Origin of the sequence: Psychrobacter cibarius (assembly GCF_016107535.1) — a bacterium.
Classification (GTDB): domain Bacteria; phylum Pseudomonadota; class Gammaproteobacteria; order Pseudomonadales; family Moraxellaceae; genus Psychrobacter; species Psychrobacter cibarius.
Genome location: NZ_JABASQ010000018.1, coordinates 26345 through 49788, shown reverse-complemented (window position 1 = coordinate 49788; position 23444 = coordinate 26345). Strand labels below are relative to the sequence as shown.

Sequence of the window (23444 nt, the reverse complement as noted above, 5' to 3'; positions counted from 1 at the left end):
CTTCTAAGCATTAATAGGCATTAGGAAAACCGTAATGGCAACTAGACAAGATAATACCATTAGTAATATTAAGACGCTAAACTACGATGCAGTCATCGTTGGTGGCGGTGGCTCAGGTATGCGTGCTTCACTACATTTGGCAGAAGCGGGCATGAAAGTTGCCGTTTTGACCAAAGTATTCCCAACCCGTTCGCACACGGTTGCGGCTCAGGGCGGTATCGGCGCAAGTTTGGGCAACATGAGCAACGATAACTGGCATTTTCACTTTTATGACACCGTTAAAGGGTCAGATTGGTTGGGTGACCAAGACGCGATTGAATACATGTGCCGTGAAGCGCCTAAAGTCGTCTATGAGCTTGAGCACATGGGCATGCCGTTTGACCGTAACGAAGACGGCACGATTTATCAGCGTCCGTTCGGTGGTCATACCTCAAACTATGGCGAAAAAGCCGTACAACGTGCGTGTGCTGCAGCTGACCGTACGGGTCACGCGCTATTACATACGTTATATCAGAAGAATTTGCAGCAAGGCACTGAGTTCTTTATCGAGTGGATTGCGCTTGATTTGATTAAAGACGAAGCGGGTAATATCAACGGTGTTATCGCGCTTGAGCAAGAGACAGGTACGGTTGCCGTATTCCAATCACCGATTACTGTCCTAGCGACAGGTGGTGCAGGTCGTATCTTTGCTGCTTCTACTAACGCTTATATCAATACTGGTGACGGTATTGGCATGGCAGTTCGTGCTGGTATTCCATTACAAGACATGGAGTTTTGGCAGTTCCACCCAACGGGCGTTCATGGTGCAGGCGTATTGTTAACTGAAGGGTGCCGCGGTGAAGGCGCAATCTTACGTAACAAAGATGGCGAAGCGTTCATGGAGCGTTACGCGCCAACCGTGAAAGATTTGGCACCACGTGATTTGGTTTCTCGTTCTATGGATCAAGAGATCAAAGAAGGTCGCGGCTGTGGTCCAAACTCTGACCATATCGTAATGGATATGACCCATTTGGGTGTAGAAACTATCATGAAGCGTTTGCCATCGGTATTTGAGATTGGTAAAAACTTCGCTAACGTCGATATCACCAAAGAGCCAATTCCCGTTATTCCAACCATTCACTATATGATGGGCGGTATTCCAACCACCATCCATGGTCAAGTCATTAAGCCTGATCTAGAAGCAGGTACGGATGAAGACGGTCTATATGCAAAAGGCAACGTGGTTAAAGGTCTTTATGCTATCGGTGAATGTGCTTGTGTCAGTGTTCATGGTGCCAACCGTTTAGGTACTAACTCTTTGCTTGATCTATTGGTATTTGGTCGTGCTGCTGGTAAGCATATCGTTGATGAATTCCATCATGCCGATCATAACTATAAGCCTCTAGATCCACGCGTGCTAGATTATACGGTGGGTCGTTTAGACAAGCTGCAACAGTCGACTGAAGGCTACAATGCCCAAGACGTGGCTGACGAGATTCGTGCAACCATGCAAGCGCATGCGAGTGTGTTCCGTACGCAAGCGATGATGGACGAAGGCGTTGAGAAGATTTTAGCGCTTGGTGACAAGATTGAAAAAATCCATCTGGCTGATAAATCACAAGTATTTAACACAGCGCGCATTGAAGCATTCGAAGTGGCTAACTTGTATGAAGTGGCCAAAGCGACGATGGTATCAGCGGCAATGCGTCACGAAAGCCGTGGTGCTCATAGTGTGTCTGACTATGACCGTCCAGAAGATGATGATTACGCACCAAATGGCCGTAATGACCACGAGTGGATGAAGCATACCTTATGGTATTCTGAAGGCAATCGCATCATTTATAAGCCAGTTCGTAAAGTACCACTAACGGTTGATTATATCGAACCGAAAGTTCGCGTCTATTAATTTTAGACTGCGCAATTTAGCGATACGAACAGCGTAAACGTTTTATTTTTTATTCATTTATTAAAAGGTGACCGCCAGCTACATGCTCATGCCAGCGTGACAATATGATTAGTTGATATTTGATAATTACTGTCAATATGGGCTAATCAATAGCGCTGATATGCTGCAACCTTTGTATGCCCGCCATCACCTACGTGTGGAGTTTAGCATTATGAGCCGAGGTACTCGCACCATCGAAATCTATCGCTACGATCCTGATCTGGACGCAGCGCCGCGCATGCAAACGTATACGATTGAGTTGCTAGACTCAGATCGTATGTTGCTTGACGTGTTATTACGCCTGAAAAAGGAAGACGAAACACTGACCTTCCGTCGCTCTTGCCGTGAAGGTATTTGTGGCTCTGATGGCATGAACATCAATGGCAAGAATGGTCTAGCGTGTCTCATTAACATGAACACTCTGCCAGAAAAAGTCACGGTTCGTCCATTACCAGGTCTACCTGTTGTTCGCGATTTGGTTGTTGATATGAACCAATTCTATGAGCAATATGAGAAAGTACATCCGTACTTGATAAATGATCAGCCAGCACCGCCGACAGAGCGTTTGCAGTCACCTGAGCAACGCGAAAAGCTAAACGGTCTGTACGAATGTATTCTATGTGCATGCTGTTCAACCAGCTGCCCATCGTTCTGGTGGAACCCTGATAAATTCTTAGGTCCATCAGCACTACTGCACGCTTATCGCTTCGTGGCTGATAGCCGTGATGGTGATACGCAAGCACGTTTGGCGCGCTTAGATGATCCATTTAGTCTATTCCGTTGCCGCGGTATCATGAACTGTGTATCAGTTTGTCCAAAAGGCTTGAACCCAACCAAAGCAATCGGTCATTTACGTAATATGCTCATTGACCAAGCAGGTTAATCGTTTATAATTGTCTGTTTTTTTGCAGATAGCGTACGAAAAACACCACCTAATCATTAGGTGGTGTTTTTTATGAACAATAATCTGAGATTCTTTGATTGTCTTTCAGTGCCAGATAGGGCTTATAGAGACGATTATTCGACATGGTTAAAGGTAAGGCTGGGCTATCAATACGTTGGTTGTATGTAAGAAGGCATGATATATACGTCAGCAATCTATCAAAAAAGCGAAATAGGACTCCACCCGGCATTAGGGCGGAGGGGAATGTCACTTAGTATTTATTATATTCGGTGGTGTGTCAAAAAATATGTTGACTAAAATTTGAACAATTTTTGAAGCCTTGAAAGCTCTATGGAATCAGAGAAATTAGCATAGACTTCGTATTAAATTTTTTCGTCACCATACTTTTTAGAACACCGCCTTATATTCTTATACAGATTAGTTACTGAAATAAATCGTGTTAATCTTTAGTATTGATAACATGTCAGACGAAAATGAATTGGTGTTATGAAAATCAGTAAAGCGTATAAGTTTAGGCTTGAGCCTAACGCAGAGCAAGAGGTTATCTTAAATAACCTTGTTGGTTCTGCGCGCTTTGTTTGGAATCAAATGCTGGCCATATCGTTTGAGATGTTTGCTAAGAATGAGTTTATTAATGCAACGAATTTGGTTAATAAAATCATGGATATTAAAGCCAATCCTGATTTTGCATTCTTAAAAACAAGCTCCAATGCGGTATCTTTACAACAGAAAGTTCGTGATCTCGCTTCTGCTTGGTCGCGCTTTTTTGACCCTAAAGTTCATGCAAGGCTGAAAGAAAATAACAGAAAACCTAGAAAAACTAAATGCCTCAAGCTTGCCGACGGCACTGAAATCCAACTACGCCCACTCATGCCGCGTTTTAAACGTAAATCAGATGGTCGAGATTCAATCCGCTTGGTTCAGTTTGATAAATATTGCCGCGTTAATGGCAATCGCGTCAAATTACCGAATGGTATTGGCTTGGTGAAGTTTAAAAAATCTCAAGAGATCATAGGTGTCATAAAGAATATCACCATCAGTAAGAAATCCGGCCAATGGTACGTGTCTTTCGGTACGGAGCGTGAGGTTGAAACACCGACCCATCCGTCCAAAACCGCCATTGGTATTGATTTAGGGATTACTAAATTTATCACTACCTCAAACGCTGATATTATTCAGCCCAAAAATAGCTTCAAAGCTAATCAAGTCAAGATAGCAAGGCTACAGCGCCAATTAAGCCGCAAGGTCTTATTTAGTAATAATTGGAAAAAGCAAAACCGTAAAATCCAAAAGCTTCACCATCATATCGCCAATATTCGCCATGACTACTTGCATAAGATCACCACTGACATCAGCAAAAACCACGCCATGATTGTCTGTGAGGATTTGAAAGTAGCTAATATGTCGAAATCAGCAAGTGGTACGCTTGAAAACAAAGGTCGCAATGTCAGAGCCAAATCAGGATTGAATAAATCAATTCTTGATCAGGGTTGGGGTATGGCGTTGACTATGCTTGAGTATAAACAGCAGTGGCAAGGTGGATTATTGATCCAAGTAAACCCAAGATTTACTAGCCAAACCTGTTTTGAGTGCAAGCATGTTGCCAAAGAAAATAGACGCACCCAAGCAAAATTTGAGTGCGTTGAATGTGGTTATATTGCGAATGCTGATGTTAATGCAGCTCGTAATATTCTTACGGTAGGACATGCCGTTTTGTCTGTGGAGGGAGGACGCGGTAAAGGTCGCCCGATGAAACAGAAAGCTTGTGACCTTCGTGAGAAAGTCACCTAAGAGCTTTTGCTTTTAGAATCCCACACTTGAGCTTGTCGAAAGTGGCGGGAGTATGTCAAATAATTGGTGTTAGAAAAAAGTATTCAGCCAGAGATATTCACCACGTAAAATGTTAGAATAGCGTATTATTTTAATAATTAGTTGTTTTGAAGAGCAGCTATCAGTTGCCACTATTCTGTCTTACTAATAAATTCGTAGTAAACTGGAATGATGTACCTGAAATGATAGTAGATATTCATTACCTAAATAGTTATTATTGAACAAACAAACTATGGCGTAAAACGCTGTCGTGCTACTCTATACAGCAGTGTATGTTCGCTTCAAAAGCAATGATAGCTTGGAAATAACAATATAAGTCAGTGAGAGTAGCCAAATGATAGGCTAGCTGAACGATTCATTAAATGTTTATCTTTAATGAGTTGGTTATCATTGATTTCAGTATATATAAATTAATGTTGTGAAACGAGTAAGATAAGAAAACTGCACGTTCACAAATAATTCTATTTTTAATAATAGGTATTGCAATGAGATTTATTATCACTATGTAGGATGATTGTCTGTATAAGCAAAATGACAGGCACACGTATTACTCTTTTATAGTGATAACTGTAGTTTATAAAGCAGTACTGAATAGAAGACGATTGAGTTTTTATAGCATTAAGTATGTATATATCTAACATACAACAGATTACACAATAATAAGCACGATTCCATTCATTTATCTATCAAATAGACGATTATTATGAATAGTATAACTAAAGAAGCAGCAAGCCTAGGACATACAGAACTGGCTGCTGACAACGCCAGCTATATAGAAGCTCTTTATGAGCAATACCTAAATGACCCTGATAGCGTCGATACCGATTGGCAAACGTATTTTGAACAATACAAATCGCCGAACGATGCACAGCACAACGCTATTAAGGAACAGTTTTTGTTGCTTGCCCGCAACCAAACTGCTAACAAACCTAGCACTTCAGCGCCTGATACAAATACAGGCAATTTAACTGATTGTGCTAATCCTAAGCAAATGGCTGTGCAGCAGCTAATTTCAGCTTATCGCCGCCGTGGTCACCGCCGCGCCAAGCTCGATCCGTTAAATTTACATCCACGTGCTGAAGTGGAAGATTTGACGCTTGCTTATCATAACCTTTCAGAAGCTGATCTTGATACGGTATTTCCTACTAACGATTTAAATATCGGTAAAGATGAAGCGCCATTGCGTGAAATCATCGAAATTATGGAACGTGTTTACTGCCGCTACATTGGTACTGAATACATGCACGTTACCACCAGTACCGAAAAACGCTGGATGGAAAAGTATCTAGAAACCAACCTAGGTTACATCAAGTTCGATAAAGAAAAACGTTTATCTATACTTGAGCGCTTAACAGCAGCTGAAGGGTTAGAAAAATACTTGGCACGTAAATATACGGGTGTGAAGCGTTTCGGACTAGAGGGCGGCGAAAGCTTTATCCCTGCTATCAATGAAATCATCCAACGTGCAGGCGGTTATGGCACTAAAGAGATGGTCATTGGTATGGCTCACCGTGGACGCCTAAACCTATTGGTCAATATCTTAGGCAAAAACCCTGCGGATTTGTTTGACGAGTTTGATGGCAAAGTACAGCCAGAAAAAGGCTCAGGTGACGTTAAGTACCATAATGGTTTTTCATCGAATGTGATGACGCCAGGCGGTGAAGCGCATTTGGCTTTGGCATTTAACCCGTCACATCTTGAGATTGTCGCGCCAGTATTGCAAGGTTCTGTACGCGCACGTCAAGTTCGCCGTAATGATGAGCCTTTAATGGAGCATACCGATGGTAACTCAGTATTGCCAATCGTCATTCATGGTGATGCGGCGTTTGCTGGTCAAGGTGTGGTTCAAGAAACGTTCCAAATGTCACAAACCCGTGCTTATAGCACTGGTGGTACTGTACATATTGTGATCAATAACCAAGTCGGTTTCACGACCAGCCGTCAAGAAGACGTGCGTTCGACTGAGTACTGTACTGACGTTGCAAAAATGGTACATGCACCTATCCTACATGTGAACGGTGATGATCCTGAGTCGGTCGTATTTGCCGCGCAGTTAGCATTAGATTACCGTCACGAGTTTGATAAAGACATCATTATCGATCTGTTCTGCTATCGCCGTAATGGTCATAATGAAGCCGATGAGCCGTCAGCGACTCAGCCACTCATGTATGCAGTTATCAAGAAACTACCAACGACTCGTACGATTTATGCACAAAAACTCATCGAAGACGGTATCTTGAATGCTGAAGAAGAAAAGCAGTATGAAGATGACTATCGTGAGTCTCTAGACCGTGGTGACTATGTTGCAAACTCATTGGTCAATGAGCCTAACGAAGAGTTGTTCGTCGATTGGAAACCTTATTTAGGTCACGATTTGGTGGATGATTGGGATACCAGTGTCGACATTGAGATTCTAAAAGGGTATGGACGTCGTATGGCGGAAATGCCAGAAGGCTATAAGTTACAACGCCAAGTCCAAAAAGTAGTTGAGCAGCGCTTGGCCATGCAGACAGGCGAAGAGCCATTAAACTGGGGTGCAGCTGAAACGTTGGCATACGCATCACTAGTCGATAACGATAAAGTATTGGTACGTATCACTGGTGAAGATGTGGGTCGCGGTACTTTCTCACATCGTCATAGCGAAATCTATAATATCAATGATGGCAGTATGTATGTGCCATTGGCTCATATGAGTGACACTCAAGCCCGCTTTGCCACTTATAACTCATTGTTATCAGAAGAAGCGGTATTAGCATTTGAATATGGTTATGCAACGACAGTACCAAATGCCTTGATCGTTTGGGAAGCGCAGTTTGGTGACTTCGTCAACGGCGCGCAGGTGGTGATTGACCAGTTTATTTCAAGTGGTGAGACCAAGTGGCAGCGCGTTTGTGGTCTAACTATGTTATTACCACACGGTTTTGAAGGTCAAGGTCCTGAGCATTCATCTGCTCGTCTTGAGCGTTTCTTACAGCTATGCGCTGAAGACAATATGCAAGTAATAACGCCAACGACACCTGCACAGATCTATCATGCGCTACGTCGTCAAGCAGTTCGCCCAATTCGTAAGCCATTGATTGTCATGTCGCCGAAGAGCTTACTACGTCATAAGCTAGCCACTTCAAATCTTGAAGAGCTGGCGAATGGTAAGTTTGAAACGGTACTGCCAGAGATGGACAACCAAAATGCAGACCAAGTCACTCGTATGGTGCTTTGTGGTGGTAAAGTTTATTACGATTTGCTTGAGCAGCGCCGCGCCTTAGGTCTAGATCATGTCGCTATTGTTCGTATTGAGCAGCTCTACCCATTACCAGAGCAGCGTTTGATGGCTGAGATTGAAAAATACAGCAACTTGGCTGAGATCGTTTGGACGCAAGAAGAGCCGCTGAACCAAGGCGCTTGGTATTATTTAGCACCGCATATGTTCCGTATCGTCGTACCACACCCAACCAAGGCGAAAGTCATGGAGCCAGTGGCGCGTCCTGCGAGTGCAGCACCTGCCACAGGGTCACCGAAACTGCATGCTCAGCAGCAGCAAGCGTTGATCGCTGGTGGTCTTGGTATCAGTGTCGATGAGTTGGCTAAGTAACAGATTATTGAAGATAAATGAATCAGGCGATAACAGTCAGTATGTTGTAATAAAATCTAGATAGTATTATCTAAGATCGCTATGCAAGATGGCACTGACTGCCTATCACGACTTAATAACAAATATGAATATCCCAATCTAAGGAGTATATCGATGGCTGATATCAAAGCCCCCGTTTTTCCAGAATCAGTTGCCGACGGTACTATCGTTGAGTGGCATGTCACTGAAGGTCAGCAAGTCAATCGTGATGACCTATTGGCTGAGATCGAAACTGATAAAGTTGTATTAGAAGTTGTAGCGCCTGATAACGGCGTTGTGACCAAAATCGTTAAGCAGGTTGATGATACCGTGTTGTCTGACGAGATCATTGGTCAATTCGAAGCTGGTGCAAGCGCCAGTGCAGATAATGCTCCTGCGGTAGATCCAGATCAACCAGCAGCGCCAGTACAAGCCAAGCAAGCAGCAGATGGTGGCGAGCCTGTCCAAGCAACAGATAAAAAAGACGAAGCGGACCATAAAGATCAAAGCCCAGCAGTGCGTAAAGCAGCGAAAGAGTCTGGCGTAGATCCTAAAGAAGTGGAAGGTAGTGGTCGCGGCGGTCGTGTGACCAAAACCGATATGGCTAACCCAACATTGAAAGCAGACAGCAGCATCAAATCTGATAGCGGCCGTCCAGTAGCTGAATCAATGGGTGAGCGTACTGAGAAACGTGTTCCAATGACACGTCTACGTAAGACAGTCGCCAATCGTCTGCTAGCAGCTTCACAAGAAACGGCGATGCTAACGACGTTTAACGAAGTGAACATGAAGCCATTAATGGACATGCGCGCTAAATATAAAGAACAGTTCGAAAAACGTCATGGCGTACGTTTAGGCTTTATGTCATTGTTCGTGAAAGCGGCAACCGAAGCACTTAAACGCTTCCCAGCAGTAAACGCTTCACTAGACGGTGATGACATTGTTTATCATGGTTTCTACGATATCGGTGTTGCTGTATCATCTGATCGTGGTTTGGTTGTTCCAGTACTACGTGATACCGATCGCATGAGCATGGCTGATGTTGAAAGCCGTATCCGTGAGCTTGGTGGCTTGGCTCAAAAAGGTAAACTTGGTCTAGATGACATGACTGGTGGTACTTTCACTATCTCAAATGGCGGTGTATTTGGCTCATTGATGTCAACACCGATTTTGAACCCACCACAAACAGCTATCCTAGGTATGCATGCGATCAACGACCGCCCAATGGCTGTTGATGGTAAAGTTGAAATTCTACCGATGATGTATCTTGCATTATCTTATGACCATCGTATGATTGATGGTAAAGAAGCGGTACAGTTCTTAGTCACTATCAAAGAATTGGTTGAAGATCCAGCCATGTTGCTCCTAGACCTGTAAGCTTTTAAGCTTGTATTGGCAACTGCTGATACAAGCTTTTTAACTTTAGTCTAAACAGTGGTGCTCGTTGTTTATTAATAAATAAGAATGTTTCTACTTTATGGTGTATTTACCGTAAAGTGAAAAAATTTGAACCAAATATGGCTTATTTATTAACGAGACAATCCTCAGTTTAAACGATATTTACAATTAGAACGATAATTAGAAATAGGAACGTACTATGAAAGACAATTATGATTTAGTCGTCATCGGCGGCGGTCCTGGTGGTTATGAAGCCGCTATCCGTGCAGGTCAGTTAGGTATGAGCGTTGCTTGTATCGAAAAGCGTGTTTATAAAGGTGAGCCAGCACTTGGCGGTACTTGCTTGAACGTTGGTTGCATCCCATCAAAAGCACTACTTGATAGCTCGCATCGTTACGAAGCGACGAAGCATGACCTTGCTGAACATGGTATCAGCACTGGTGACGTTGCTATTGATATTGAGCAAATGATTGCTCGTAAAGAAGGCATTGTTAAGCAATTGACGGGCGGCGTTGCGGCACTATTGAAAGGCAATGGCGTTGACTGGCTACAAGGCTGGGGCACGTTAGAAGACGGCAAAGGCGCTGATAAAAAAGTTAAGTTTACCGCCCTTGCAGATGAAGCAGAAACGACCATCACTGCTAAAAACGTGATTCTTGCGGCAGGTTCTGTGCCGATCGATATCCCAGTTGCTAAAACTGATGGCGATCGCATCGTTGACTCTACTGGCGCCCTTGATTTCACTGCTGTACCTAAACGTTTAGGCGTGATTGGTGCTGGTGTTATCGGTCTTGAGCTTGGTTCAGTATGGCGTCGTCTAGGCGCTGAAGTGGTTGTTTATGAAGCGTTGCCAAGTTTCTTAGCAGCTGCTGACAAAGATATCGCAAAAGAAGCGGGCAAAATGCTGAAGAAGCAAGGTCTTGATATCCGCGTTGATACCAAAGTAACCAATGCTGAAGTCAAAGGTGATCAAGTTGTTGTCACGAGCGAAACCAAAGGCGAGTCATCTGAAGAAAGCTTCGACAAACTGATCGTTTGTGTTGGTCGCCGTGCATACTCTGAGAAACTGCTTGGTAATGACAGTGGTATCACGTTGACTGAACGTGGTCTTATCGACGTGAATGATCAATGTAAAACCAATCTTGATGGTGTTTATGCCATCGGTGATTTGGTTCGTGGTCCAATGCTTGCGCATAAAGCAATGGAAGAAGGCATGATGGCCGTTGAGCGCATTCATGGCGAAAAAGCCCAAGTTAATTATGACACGATTATTAACGTCATCTATACCCATCCAGAAATCGCATGGGTTGGTTTGACTGAGCAGGAAGCTGAAGCAGCTGGCTATGAAGTCAAAACTGGCTCATTCAACTTAGCAGCTAACGGCCGTGCACTTGCTCAAAGTGAAGCGGAAGGCTCTGTGAAAGTTGTTGCTGATGCTAAAACAGATCGCCTGTTAGGTATGCATGCTATCTCTGCTGGTGCTGGTGACATCGTCCATCAAGGTATGATCGCGATGGAGTTTGTCTCTAGTATCGAAGATTTACAGCTGATGACATTCGCGCATCCAACTATTTCAGAAGCAGTGCATGAAGCCGCTCTGTCTGCAGATGGCCGTGCTATTCACGCGATTCAGCGTAAAAAGCGTAAGAAATAAGTCGTTATTTTGATCAGTACCAACTTATAACCTGATCGCGGTGGGGTTGTTATGACTGCCACCACGGTCATGAGTGCGCCATATGCCTGTCTAATATGTATATACGCGCACTTGTTTTCACTTTTTATTAATTGTAAAAAATAAAGGATACAATCAATGAATTTACATGAGTATCAAGCAAAAGAGCTATTAAAAAGCTATGGTTTGCCGATTCAAGAAGGCATTATTGCCTATAACGGCGACGAAGCTGCTGCTGCTTTTGATAAAACGCCAACAGACATTGCGGTTATTAAAGCGCAAGTACATGCTGGTGGTCGCGGTAAAGCGGGTGGCGTAAAGCTGGTTAAAACTCGTGAAGAAGCCAAGCAAGTTGCTGAAGAGCTAATCGGTACCAATTTGGTTACTTTCCAAACTGACGCTGATGGCCAACCAGTTAACTTCGTATTGGTTGCAGAAGATATGTATCCAGTACAAACTGAGCTATATCTTGGTGCAGTCGTTGATCGTTCTACGCGTCGCGTAACGTTCATGGCATCAACTGAAGGCGGCGTTGATATCGAAGAAGTCGCAAATGAGACACCAGAAAAAATCTTTAAAGTAAACGTTGATCCTTTAGTTGGTTTGATGCCTTTCCAAGCACGTGATGTGGCATTCAAACTAGGTTTAGAAGGCAAGCAAATCAATCAATTCGTTAAATTGATGACAGGCGCGTATCAAGCATTTATCGATAACGATTTTGCATTGTTAGAAATCAACCCATTAGCCGTTCGTGAAAATGGCGAAATCGTTTGTGTTGATGGCAAAATTGGTATCGATTCAAACGCACTGTATCGTTTGCCTAAAATCGCAGCACTACAAGACAAGTCACAAGAAAATGAGCGTGAGCTTAAAGCGGCTGAGTTTGACCTAAACTATGTTGCTCTAGAAGGCAATATCGGTTGTATGGTTAACGGTGCTGGTCTTGCTATGGCAACGATGGACATCATCAAATTGTATGGCGGCAAGCCTGCTAACTTCTTGGACGTTGGCGGCGGCGCAACTAAAGATCGCGTTGTTGAAGCATTCAAGATTATTCTTGAAGACAGCAGCGTTGAAGGTGTTTTAATCAACATCTTCGGTGGTATCGTACGTTGTGACATGATTGCAGAAGCGATTATTGCTGCTATCAAAGAAGTTGACGTGAAAGTACCTGTTGTTGTCCGTCTAGAGGGTAACAACGCTGAAAAAGGCGCGCAAATCCTAGAAGAGTCTGGTCTGAAATTGATTTCTGCCCAAGGCTTATCAGATGCGGCTCAAAAAATTGTCGATGCTGTTAAAGCTTAATATATTTGAGGCATAGTCCTCTAAATATACGTGCTTAAGCATAGTAGTCAACGCGTAATAGCAGCTTGTTGATATAAATTTATCATTAACATTTAATGCATAACACATCATCAAGTGGCTATTGCAAGACAACCGAATACAAGGAATAAATAATGAGTGTATTAATCGATAAAGATACCAAAGTATTGGTACAAGGTTTCACTGGTAAAAATGGTACGTTTCACTCTGAACAAGCGATTGAGTACGGTACTAAAGTCGTCGGCGGCGTAACGCCAGGTAAAGGCGGTCAAACGCATTTAGGCCTACCAGTATTTAACACGATGGCAGAAGCTATGGAAGCCACCCAAGCTGACGCTTCTGTTATCTATGTACCAGCACCATTTGTACTAGATTCTATCGTTGAAGCGGTAGATGCTGGTGTTAAATTGATTATCGTTATTACTGAAGGCGTGCCTACTTTAGACATGCTAAAAGCAAAACGTTATATCGAAGAAGCTGAAGGCGTACGCATGGTTGGTCCTAACTGCCCAGGTGTTATCACGCCAGGTCAGTGCAAAATCGGCATCATGCCAGGTCATATCCATTTGCCAGGTAAAGTGGGTATCATCTCACGCTCTGGTACATTGACTTATGAAGCCGTTGCTCAGACCACTAAGCTTGGTTTTGGTCAATCAACTTGTATCGGTATCGGTGGTGACCCTATCCCTGGTATGAACCAAATTGACGCATTGAAACTGTTCCAAGAAGATCCACAAACTGAAGCGATCATTCTAATCGGTGAGATCGGTGGTACTGCTGAAGAAGAAGCCGCTGCTTATATCAAAGACCATGTGACTAAGCCAGTGGTTGGTTATATCGCTGGTGTTACCGCTCCAGAAGGCAAGCGTATGGGTCATGCAGGCGCGATTATCTCTGGTGGTCAAGGTACTGCTGAAGAGAAATTTAAAGCGTTTGAAGATGCTGGTATCGCGTATACACGTGACCCATCTAAGCTTGGCGAGAAGCTAAAAGAAGTTACTGGTTGGTAGTATAGACATAAGTCTATAGCCAAACTACTGAAACTACATTGAAAAAAAGCGAAGACACCCCTACAATGGGGTGTTTTTTTGTATAAATAACTGCAAGTCAATTCTGCAATCACTAAGTGTCCGAAATTTTTTATTTACCTGATTTCATTAGATATTGTTCATTAAGAGATAAATAGTTATGAAAGATCAAAGTATTAGAGAGTCTATTGTCGAAAGCTTACCTATCGATGAAGAACGAAAGCGAGTCTTAAATCGCAGGTTGGATAAATTAAAAAGAGATCCTAAGGATTTTCTACGGAGTTCATATAGTAAGCGTAGTGCACAATTGATAAGTAAGACGCCTATAAAATATAAAGGTAGTAATAATTTCACTGTTGTATCGGCAGTATATAATGTTGGGAAATATCTAGATGATTATTTTGATAGCTTAGTAAACCAAAGCTTAAGTTTCAAGAGACATATTCAGCTTATATTAGTAGATGATGGCTCTACTGATAACTCTGCTGAGATTATTAAAAAATGGCAGAAACAGTATCCTAAAAATATTACCTATCTATATAAAGAAAATGGTGGTATTGCTTCTGCACGCAATTTAGGTCTTAATTCTGTAAAAACTGAATGGGTAACGTTCATTGATTCAGATGATTTTGTGAAGAATGATTATTTTAAAATTATTGATGATGCAATTACTAAAGACAACTCTATAGAAATGGCTGTTGGGAATTTAATGTTTTATTTTGATGAAAATAAAACCGTTAAAAATACTCACTCATTAAAATATAGATTTAAAAATGAAAAAAATATAGTTTCTGTATTAAATATGGATGATAACATCAACCTTTTTGTTACAGTAACATTTTTTAAAACAGAACATATAGTGAAAGAAAAAATATATTTCAGTGAAGATATCAAACCAAATTTTGAAGATGGGAAGTTTATTGCTGACTATTTACTAAGTTTAAATTCCGGTAATGTTGCTTATTTAAAAGATGCTGTATTCTATTATCGCAAAAGAAGCGACGGAAACTCAACCATCGATACGTCATGGCAGAAAAAGGAAAAATTTTATAATATCTTAGCTTTTGGTTATATTCCTATGCTTGAAGGATATAAATCAAAATATGGTTATGTTCCAAAGAATATACAATGGACAATTCTCTATGAGTTGTCTTGGCATATAAAAACAATTTTAAACCAGTCGGGAAAAATAAATTTCCTAGAAGAGAGTCAGAAACAAAATTATTTTCAATTAGTTAAGAGTATATTTAATTATATTGATATAGATTATATAGTAGATTTTAATTTGATAGGGGTTTGGTTTTTATATAAAGTTGGTATGCTAGGAGCCTTTAAAAATACTAAACCAGACTTTCAGATAACATATATTGAAAATGTAGATAAAGAGAAAAAACAAATATTAATAGTTAGCTTTAATTATTTAGATACATTAAGGTCTTATAGACTGAATGATACCGACCAGCTACCCAAGCATTCAAAGGTTGTTAAGCATACTTTTGCTAATCAGCTTTTCGTCTATGAGCAACGTGACTGGATTGAGTTTGAATCAATGGAGGATAATCTAGATGTTTATATGGATAATAAACCTGCGCGAATATCCTTATTTGGCAAGCAAAATAGTCATGGTTTAAAAATTCAGGAAGTTGTGAAAGCTTATACACCCTCTGATAAATATAAAAGTGATGACAGCTGGATATTAATGGATAGAGATACTCAAGCTGATGATAATGCAGAACACTTATACCGATATATTATGCAAAACTATCCTGAGCAAAAGTGTTATTTCGCACTAAGTAAGGACTCTGCCGACTGGAATCGCTTGAAAGCTGAAGGTTTTAATTTAATAGATTTTGGCTCAAATGATTTTGAGTTTCATTTGTGTAAAGCTTCTAAAATTATTAGCAGCTATTTCGATAGCTACATATCTAATTATTTTGGGGATGAATATGAACATAGTAAGAAGTTCATATTTTTACAGCATGGCGTTATACATACTGATATTTCTAAATGGTTAGATTATAAGCGTAATATGCTTTGCTTCGTTACATCTACTTTAGCGGAATTTCATGCAATTGCTGCGGATAATAGTCCTTACCAAGTTGGTTACAAGGAAGTAGTACTAACAGGTTTACCTAGACATGATCAGCTTTTAATTAACAATCAGCAAGATAGTAAAGTTATTTTGATTATGCCTACATGGCGTGCCTCAACAATGGGAAAAGTTATCGGGAGTGGTCATACAAGAGTAGTAAATGAATACTTTATGGATAGTGATTATGCTCAGCACTGGTATCGTTTGCTGCATAATGAAGCTTTGGCAAAATTAGCTAAAGAACGTGATTATAAAATCATATTTGCTCCGCATGCTAATGTTGAGCCTTATATTAACGATTTTAATGTGCCTAGCTATATTGATACTTGGCGAGCTAGCACAGCTACTACGAGTATTCAAAAGCTATTCCAAAAAGCCAGGATTATGATTACTGATTATTCATCAGTAGCGTTTGAGATGGGATTACTGGGTAAGACAGTCATTTATTATCAATTTGATCAGCAAGAATTTTTCTCTGGCACACATACTACTCAGAAGGGCTATTTTGATTATGAGAATGATGGTTTTGGCCCTATTGTTACAGAAGAAGGAGCTCTGATAACAGAGCTAGAAAAAGTTTTGAAGAATAATGGTGAACCGTCAGAACCTTACCTTACAAGAATGCGAGAGACCTTTGCCTATCGTGATACTAATAACTGTAAACGAGTCTACGAAGCTATTATTGACTTAGATCGTCCTGACACTTCACAAGTGCCTGTCGATATCATTATGGAGTATGCACAGAAAGCTATAACTCACGAATCTTGGGATCTTGCACTGGAACGTATTGAGAATGCTCTTCAGCATTCTGCTATTACGCCAACGCAAGTGGAAGAAATTACACGAATAAAAGAATCCGTGCTTCAAACGGGCTATCAGGACGAACCTGTTAGATTAGCAAATATCTTATGGCATGAAAAACGTCTGCAAGAAGCCTTAGACGCACTTAAACAGATTGATGATACAGAAGCCTCAGATGAGCTATTGCGTCTACGCGTCAGATTGGCTATCTTAAATAATGACTTTATGTTAGCTCGAGACTCACAGAAGCTATTACTTGAAAATTACAATGAAACTTGTACTATCGAAGACTGGCAGTTCTATACACAGTTAGCTCATGTATAATTAGACAATCAAACTCAAAAAAAGAGAGCTTATCTAAGCTCTCTTTTCATAGGTGTAGCAACTAGATGGTTATTAAAAAAGAAACTATGTTAGAACAATATCGACGCAAATTTAAGAAGCTGAAAAATGATCCAGGTATTTTTTTTAGAGATTATTTTAATAAACGCTATCCTATTACCAATACAGAAATGGGTGTTAGCGAATCTACAGAAACTGCCTTTTTGGAATATTCAAACATCAATACTGTCGCTATGCCTGACGATAGAGCTATAGATGTGGTATTTACTTGGGTCAACAACACAGATAAAGCATGGAAAGACAAGTACGACAAATTTGAGCAAGCTTATGATCGCGTTCAAATTGGGTTACATGCTACTGATAAAGCTCGTTTTGAAGATCATAATGAGCTCTATTATTCGGTAAAAGCAGTAAAAAAATACTTACCGTGGGTTAGACACATCTATATCGTTACAGACAATCAGACACCCCAATGGTTAGATGGAATGAAAGGGGTGACAGTCGTGGATCATATCGAAATCATAGACAGTCAGTATTTACCAACATTTAACTCACATGTGATTGAAGCTTTTTTATATCGTATTCCTGGTTTATCAGAGAACTTTATCTATTTTAACGATGATGTTTTTGTAGCAAAAGAGTTGCCTCAAGAGCATTTTTTTTCGGCAAATAATATTAGTTCCTTATTTGTATCAACTAAAAATCTTTATGATATGCGAAAGAGAGGGGTTGAAACACCAACTTTAAAAGCATCATTTAAGAGCATCGATCTCATCAATCGACATTATTCTTACGATATAAAGAACACACTGGTACATACTTATTTTCCACTGAAAAAATCAGGTTATGAGCGCGCATGGGCTTTATTTCATGATGAAATCATCGAATTTCTGCCTAACAAATTTCGTGGGCACAATGATATTAATATGGCGTCATTCTTAGTCCCTTGGCTATTGTACTGTGAGGCTAAAGCGATCGAAAAAATCGATATTTGTTATTATTTTAATATACGTACACGTCATGCATTAACACGTTATGAAAAATTGTTGAAACTAAAAGAACGGAACGCTTCACCGCATTCTTTCTGTGCTAACGATTTTACGAGCAATAAAGACAATAGGCTGCCAGATTATCATGAACGTTTGATAGCGATGTTAGAGACGTATTATAAGTAGCTATGATAGTTACATATTATATAAAATAAGTGCTGGTAATAGCTGGACAGTAGAAGCTTGATACAATTGTTAAGTTTCATTATACAATTAATGGATCACGTTGATAATGACTCATTTATCTATAGGTATACAAGGCCATAGCGCAATATAGTTATCGCACGCTGGTTTGTCTTAAAATATCTATTTCACACAATAAAGAGTTTTTGAATAATATGATGAAAAATAAAATACTAGTCACGGGTGGTGCGGGCTATATTGGCACACACACCTGTATCGCCTTGCATGAAGCTGGCTATGAGATTGTAGTTTACGACAACTTATCTAATAGTAGTCGTGAAGCCATCAATCGTGTCTCAGCTCTCATTGGTAAGCCTATTGAGTTTATCGAAGGCGATATTCGCGATGCTGAGTCACTTAGACAAGTATTTTTATCTCATCATTTCTTCGGCGTGATTCACTTCGCTGGACTAAAAGCAGTTGGCGAATCTGTTGCCAAGCCATTGCTATACTACAATAACAACGTCAGTGGTACCATTACCTTGCTAGAAGTTATGGCAGAGTATGATGTCAAAAATCTTGTTTTCTCATCATCAGCAACAGTTTATGGTGACCCCGAATCGCTGCCTATTGACGAGAATTCACCGCGTTCTTGTACCAATCCTTATGGACAAAGTAAACTGACGGTCGAGCATATCTTAGAAGATCTTGCTGTATCGGATTACAGTTGGAACCTGATACCTCTTAGATACTTTAATCCAGTAGGGGCGCATCCATCAGGGCAGATTGGCGAAGACCCTAATGATATCCCAAATAACTTAATGCCCTATATCTCACAAGTAGCCGTTGGCAAGCTTGCCAAACTTAATATTTTTGGTAATGACTATCCAACTATTGATGGTACTGGCGTGCGTGATTTTATCCATGTTACTGATTTGGCGCAAGGTCATGTCGCTGCGTTAAATTATTTAGAGCGACAAGTGGCACCAGTAGGATTTTTACCGATTAATTTAGGTACTGGTAAAGGTACTTCTGTATTAGAGCTAGTAACGGCATTTTCTAACGTTTCTGGACAACCAATTCCTTATCAATTTGCAGAACGCCGCGCAGGTGACATAGCCAGCTGCTACGCGAGTGCTGATAAAGCGAAAAACCTGTTAGAGTGGCAAGCAAAATTATCAATTACTGATATGTGCCAAGATAGCTGGCGTTGGCAAAGTATGAATCCGAATGGATATAATCTAGCTTAGTTTTTATAAAATATAACCTTTATCTCACACCTCTTTTAATAAAGTTTAAAAATTATGAAAAAAATAACTCACGCCGTCATCCCTGTTGCAGGCTTTGGTACACGTATGTTGCCATTGTCTAAAGCTGTGCCAAAAGAGCTATTGCCACTTGGCAATCGTCCTGCCATTCATTATGTGGTTGAAGAGGCGATTGCTGCTGGTATTAAGCATATTGTCTTGGTTGGTCATGCACAAAAGAGCGCGATTGAAAACTACTTCGATATCAATGCTGAGCTGGACAACCAGCTGCGTCATAAAGGTAAAGATGAGCTAGCCGATAGCTTAAACTGGCTACCAGACGATGTGACGGTTTCGATGATACGTCAAGGTAAAGCATTAGGTTTGGGTCATGCGGTACTCGCGGCTCGCCCCATTATTGGTGAGCATGATTTTGCCGTATTATTGCCCGACGTTGTGCTTGATCCTTTTACGGGCGATATGGCTGCTGATAACTTAGCCTTTATGATTGATGCTTTTGCTGAAGATAACCATTCACAGATATTGGTTGATAAAGTCGCTGATGAAGATGTGCATAAGTATGGTATTGCCAAACTGCATGAAGCGTTTAGTGAAGTGAATAGGGAAGATGATAAAGCAAATATAAATGCCAGCTTCAAAGTCGCAGGATTTGTAGAAAAGCCTAACTTAGCCGATGCACCCTCAAAATTAGCAGTCGTTGGTCGTTATGTCTTTAGCAATCACATTTTTGACTATCTGGCCAATACCAAAGCCTCGGTCGGTGGTGAAATTCAGCTGACCGATGCGATTGATGCCTTGATTAGTGAATACGGCGTGAATGTCACGACCATGCGCGGCGACAGCTATGATGCAGGCGATATGCGCTCATATATGCAGGCATTTATCTATTTTGCCGAGCAGCAATTAGCAGAAGATGAATAGCTGATGGATGAAATAAAGGGCAATAGCGCTTATAACAGTGCTCGAAACTCTACATACTGGCAGCAACTACAAATGCTAGCGAAGCAGCCATGGTCACTGGCAGCATTGTTTGCGCAAGATGCCAGTCGTGCAACGCGCTTTAGCATGCAAGCTGGCGCGCTATATATGGATTATAGCAAGCAATGTATCGATGAGCAGGTATTGGCAAGTCTGTTGCAGCTAGCAGAAAGTTGTGAATTGTCCACACGAATTGATGCGTTGATGCAAGGCGCTATGGTGAATACCAGTGAAGCGCGTGCCGCTTTGCATACAGCGCTCCGGCTACCAGAAACAGTAACATTACCAGTCGATGGGCAAAATATTGTCGCTGATGTGCATGGCAGTCTTTCGCAAGTAGCGCGCTTATCTGAACGTGTTCGCAGTGGTACATGGCGCGGGTTTTCTGGTCAAGCTATTACGGATGTGGTTAATATTGGGGTGGGTGGCTCTGATCTTGGTCCGCTTATGGCGACTACCGCGTTGGATGAGTGGGCAGATACCGACATTGAAGTACATTTCGTCTCTAATATGGACGGTACTCAGCTTGATAATTTGCTCAAGCACCTCAATCCTGAGACCACCTTGTTTATTATCTCATCCAAATCTTTTGGTACGGTGGACACCTTATCCAATGCAAAGACGGCCTTGTCATGGTTGCTTGCCACTGCCAAGCTGCGTGCAGGTACTGAAGACAGTGTGCTACGCCGCCACTTTATTGGTATCTCCGCTAACAGCGAAAAAATGAGTGCTTGGGGTATTCATCCTGAGCATCAGCTACAGCTTTGGGAATGGGTTGGTGGGCGTTTTTCTTTATGGTCGGCGATAGGACTGGCGATTGCCATTCGTATCGGGATGGCTGGGTTTAAAGAATTGTTAAGCGGTGCCCATAGTATGGATGAGCACTTTGCGCAGACGGATTTTGCAGAGAACGTGCCCGTATTATTAGGGCTACTTGCTGTTTGGAACAGTACCTTTTTACAGGTAAATGCTCATACCGTGTTGCCCTATGATGGTCGTCTCAGCTATTTACCAAGCTACTTAACCCAGCTTGAGATGGAGAGTAATGGTAAATCAGTTACCCAACACGGTGACCATATTGACTACGATACCTGTCCGATTCTGTGGGGCGAGATTGGCTCCAATGCTCAGCATGCCTTTTATCAGCTGCTACATCAAGGCACACAGCAAGTGTCTTGTGACTTTATTGCTTGTGCGCGCCGTTATAGTGGTCAATCGCAGAACGCGCCATTACAGCAGCAGCATGAGCTGTCTTTAGCCAATTGTCTAGCACAAAGCCGAGTGCTGGCTTTTGGTAATGCCGCGCTTCAAGAGACTGAGGTTCAAGTAGCTTCTGCTGCGGATAAGTATAAATATTACCGTGGCAACCAGCCGTCAACAACATTGCTAATCGATGAGCTGACGCCGCATAGTTTGGGATCGCTGATTGCACTTTATGAGCATAAAGTCTATGTCATGGCCAGCATTTGGGATATTAACCCGTTTGATCAATGGGGTGTCGAGATGGGCAAGCAAATGGCGGAGTCCGTACATCAAGCCATGCAGCAAGCAGGTGAGAGTCAGTTTGACAGCTCCACTAACCAGCTGTTAAAACATATTCAGCAGCTGTCTTGATCGCTTTGCTACTAAGTCAATAATTATTAAAGGTGAACGCATGAGCGCTGTTTCTATAAATGACAATATACCTAAATATACGCATGAATCTAGACCACAAAGCACTGCAAGCAAGCAAGTTTGTGTGCTTATTGGTCATAGTATTGAGGCCATTACTAGCGCCGTGGTGCTGGCAAGTCTCGGTCATCGCGTGCATCTTTATGCAGATATTGAGCTATTGACGCAGCAAATACAACAATACGGCTTTGAGCATCATTTGCAAGCACTGTGGCAAATGTATGAGCAGCAGCAGGTTATTATCAGTACAGCATTACTGGCTAGCGCTGACACGTTAATACAATATTATGAAACGACAAATTTTAGTGACAGTCGTCACACCAATGAGAGCAATGAGAGTAGTAAGATTGACGACCAAAGCACCGTTGCGCTTTATTGGTTGTTTTTAGACAGTATCAAGCCAGCATGGGCAGAAGCCAGCTGGATTACCGCCTTCAACCACAGCCATCAGCAATCGTTACCCGTGATTATAAGTGGCACTGAGAAACTAGGGGTTGTCTCAGCACTGGCGCAAAATTTGCAGCGCGCGTGGGTCTACTATGTGCCGTTTGTATTCTTGCAAGACGGTGATGTTTATAGCTCAATGCTAAGTCCTTCACTATGGTTACTTGGTGAAAAAACAGCCAACAGTAGCCAGCATCTAGAAGTGTTGAAGCCGTTAATGCAGCATGCGCGTGCCGCTCATCACGCTGATATCGCAACGATAGAGTTTGCCCGTAGCAGTATCATGGCGATGCTGGCGACGCGAGTGAGTTTTATGAATGAGATGTCACGCTTGGCGGACAGTCAACAGATTGATATCAAACAAGTTAGCCGTATCATGGGGCTAGATGAACGCGTTGGTAGCAGCTATCTACAAGCAGGCTGGGGCTTTGGTGGTAACACACTACCCACTGAACTGGCTAAGTTACAGCAGTCCAGCCAAACGCACAGTTTAGATATGCCGCTATTACAGTCAGTCATGCACATCAACGAAGACCAAAAAGAGCTGATATTCCGTAAATTCTGGCAGTATTTTGATGGCTTTATTGACAATAAAACCGTGATGATTTGGGGTGGTAGTTATAAAGCAGGCTCGGGACGGACGGCAGGTTCAGCCATACATCCATTACTAGCATTGCTGTGGTCTTACAATATTCGTACTTTGGTTTATAGCGATAAAGCACAAGATGAACTTGCCGCGCTTTATCAGCAGCAACCATTACTGCAATTGATTAATAGCCCTTATCAGCAGCTAAATACCGCACAGGCAATTTTTATCATCAGTTGGTCGCCACGAGATCAGCTAGATATTGCACAGCTTAATCAACAAGCAATACCAGTATTTGATGCGCAAAATGCACTGACACGATTGCAGATCGATAGTCTGGTAGGTGACTATATGGGCATTGGTCGGTCTAAATAGCTTTATTCCAGTTTTTCTATCATCAAAAA

14 protein-coding genes are annotated in these 23444 nt (G+C 41.7%); all 14 read left to right on the top strand.

All coding sequences use genetic code 11. The features are described from left to right. Window positions 1-34: 34 nt before the first annotated feature. The 14 genes from sdhA to JFC08_RS10315 all read left to right on the top strand — a co-directional run bounded on the left by sdhA (window position 35) and on the right by JFC08_RS10315 (window position 23415). Window positions 35-1885: a succinate dehydrogenase flavoprotein subunit gene (gene sdhA, locus JFC08_RS10380; protein WP_198330630.1), complete on the top strand. Its 1851-nt coding sequence runs from the start codon at window positions 35-37 to the stop codon at window positions 1883-1885. Between the two features lie 211 nt (window positions 1886-2096). After that, on the top strand, window positions 2097-2807 hold the full coding sequence (locus JFC08_RS10375; protein ID WP_055123743.1) for a succinate dehydrogenase iron-sulfur subunit: 711 nt from the start codon (window positions 2097-2099) through the stop codon (window positions 2805-2807). 507 nt (window positions 2808-3314) lie between these two features. Further along, entirely contained in the window at window positions 3315-4619 is a 1305-nt protein-coding gene (locus tag JFC08_RS10370; RefSeq protein ID WP_198330629.1) for an RNA-guided endonuclease InsQ/TnpB family protein, read from the top strand. A 742-nt stretch (window positions 4620-5361) separates the two neighbouring features. After that, window positions 5362-8247: a 2-oxoglutarate dehydrogenase E1 component gene (locus JFC08_RS10365; protein ID WP_198330628.1), complete on the top strand. Its 2886-nt coding sequence runs from the start codon at window positions 5362-5364 to the stop codon at window positions 8245-8247. Between the two features lie 153 nt (window positions 8248-8400). Then, entirely contained in the window at window positions 8401-9642 is a 1242-nt protein-coding gene (gene odhB / locus JFC08_RS10360) for a 2-oxoglutarate dehydrogenase complex dihydrolipoyllysine-residue succinyltransferase (RefSeq protein ID WP_198330627.1), read from the top strand. Window positions 9643-9862: 220 nt separating this feature from the next. Then, a complete protein-coding gene (lpdA, locus tag JFC08_RS10355; protein WP_193216970.1) occupies window positions 9863-11317 on the top strand; it encodes a dihydrolipoyl dehydrogenase in 1455 nt (484 codons plus the stop codon). A 156-nt stretch (window positions 11318-11473) separates the two neighbouring features. Then, a complete protein-coding gene (gene sucC, locus JFC08_RS10350) occupies window positions 11474-12640 on the top strand; it encodes an ADP-forming succinate--CoA ligase subunit beta (RefSeq protein WP_055123662.1) in 1167 nt (388 codons plus the stop codon). Window positions 12641-12792: 152 nt separating this feature from the next. Continuing rightward, window positions 12793-13668: a succinate--CoA ligase subunit alpha gene (gene sucD / locus JFC08_RS10345; RefSeq protein ID WP_045455414.1), complete on the top strand. Its 876-nt coding sequence runs from the start codon at window positions 12793-12795 to the stop codon at window positions 13666-13668. Between the two features lie 178 nt (window positions 13669-13846). Beyond that, window positions 13847-16903, top strand: coding sequence for a CDP-glycerol glycerophosphotransferase family protein (locus JFC08_RS10340; RefSeq protein ID WP_198330626.1), 3057 nt, complete (start codon window positions 13847-13849; stop codon window positions 16901-16903). A gap of 65 nt (window positions 16904-16968) precedes the next feature. After that, window positions 16969-18096 (top strand): stealth family protein, encoded by a 1128-nt coding sequence (locus tag JFC08_RS10335; protein WP_198330625.1) that lies wholly within the window; start codon window positions 16969-16971, stop codon window positions 18094-18096. Between the two features lie 215 nt (window positions 18097-18311). After that, window positions 18312-19343 (top strand): UDP-glucose 4-epimerase GalE, encoded by a 1032-nt coding sequence (gene galE, locus JFC08_RS10330; protein WP_198330636.1) that lies wholly within the window; start codon window positions 18312-18314, stop codon window positions 19341-19343. A 54-nt stretch (window positions 19344-19397) separates the two neighbouring features. Further along, a complete protein-coding gene (locus JFC08_RS10325; RefSeq protein WP_198330624.1) occupies window positions 19398-20282 on the top strand; it encodes a UTP--glucose-1-phosphate uridylyltransferase in 885 nt (294 codons plus the stop codon). Window positions 20283-20285: 3 nt separating this feature from the next. Then, window positions 20286-21953 carry a glucose-6-phosphate isomerase gene (gene pgi, locus JFC08_RS10320; RefSeq protein WP_198330623.1) on the top strand — a complete coding sequence of 556 codons (1668 nt, stop codon included), beginning with the start codon at window positions 20286-20288 and terminating at the stop codon, window positions 21951-21953. A gap of 40 nt (window positions 21954-21993) precedes the next feature. Continuing rightward, window positions 21994-23415, top strand: coding sequence for a UDP-glucose 6-dehydrogenase (locus JFC08_RS10315; protein WP_087813885.1), 1422 nt, complete (start codon window positions 21994-21996; stop codon window positions 23413-23415). Window positions 23416-23444: the final 29 nt, after the last annotated feature.

Bases quoted from the DNA above. Each gene is read 5' to 3' on its own strand.
- sucC (WP_055123662.1), top strand. From the start codon at position 11,474: ATGAATTTACATGAGTATCAAGCAAAAGAGCTATTAAAAAGCTATGGT.
- sdhA (WP_198330630.1), top strand. From the start codon at position 35: ATGGCAACTAGACAAGATAATACCATTAGTAATATTAAGACGCTAAAC.
- JFC08_RS10365 (WP_198330628.1), top strand. From the start codon at position 5,362: ATGAATAGTATAACTAAAGAAGCAGCAAGCCTAGGACATACAGAACTG.
- JFC08_RS10335 (WP_198330625.1), top strand. From the start codon at position 16,969: ATGGTTATTAAAAAAGAAACTATGTTAGAACAATATCGACGCAAATTT.
- galE (WP_198330636.1), top strand. From the start codon at position 18,312: ATGAAAAATAAAATACTAGTCACGGGTGGTGCGGGCTATATTGGCACA.
- lpdA (WP_193216970.1), top strand. From the start codon at position 9,863: ATGAAAGACAATTATGATTTAGTCGTCATCGGCGGCGGTCCTGGTGGT.
- JFC08_RS10340 (WP_198330626.1), top strand. From the start codon at position 13,847: ATGAAAGATCAAAGTATTAGAGAGTCTATTGTCGAAAGCTTACCTATC.
- JFC08_RS10370 (WP_198330629.1), top strand. From the start codon at position 3,315: ATGAAAATCAGTAAAGCGTATAAGTTTAGGCTTGAGCCTAACGCAGAG.
- JFC08_RS10325 (WP_198330624.1), top strand. From the start codon at position 19,398: ATGAAAAAAATAACTCACGCCGTCATCCCTGTTGCAGGCTTTGGTACA.
- JFC08_RS10315 (WP_087813885.1), top strand. From the start codon at position 21,994: ATGAGCGCTGTTTCTATAAATGACAATATACCTAAATATACGCATGAA.
- JFC08_RS10375 (WP_055123743.1), top strand. From the start codon at position 2,097: ATGAGCCGAGGTACTCGCACCATCGAAATCTATCGCTACGATCCTGAT.
- pgi (WP_198330623.1), top strand. From the start codon at position 20,286: ATGGATGAAATAAAGGGCAATAGCGCTTATAACAGTGCTCGAAACTCT.
- odhB (WP_198330627.1), top strand. From the start codon at position 8,401: ATGGCTGATATCAAAGCCCCCGTTTTTCCAGAATCAGTTGCCGACGGT.
- sucD (WP_045455414.1), top strand. From the start codon at position 12,793: ATGAGTGTATTAATCGATAAAGATACCAAAGTATTGGTACAAGGTTTC.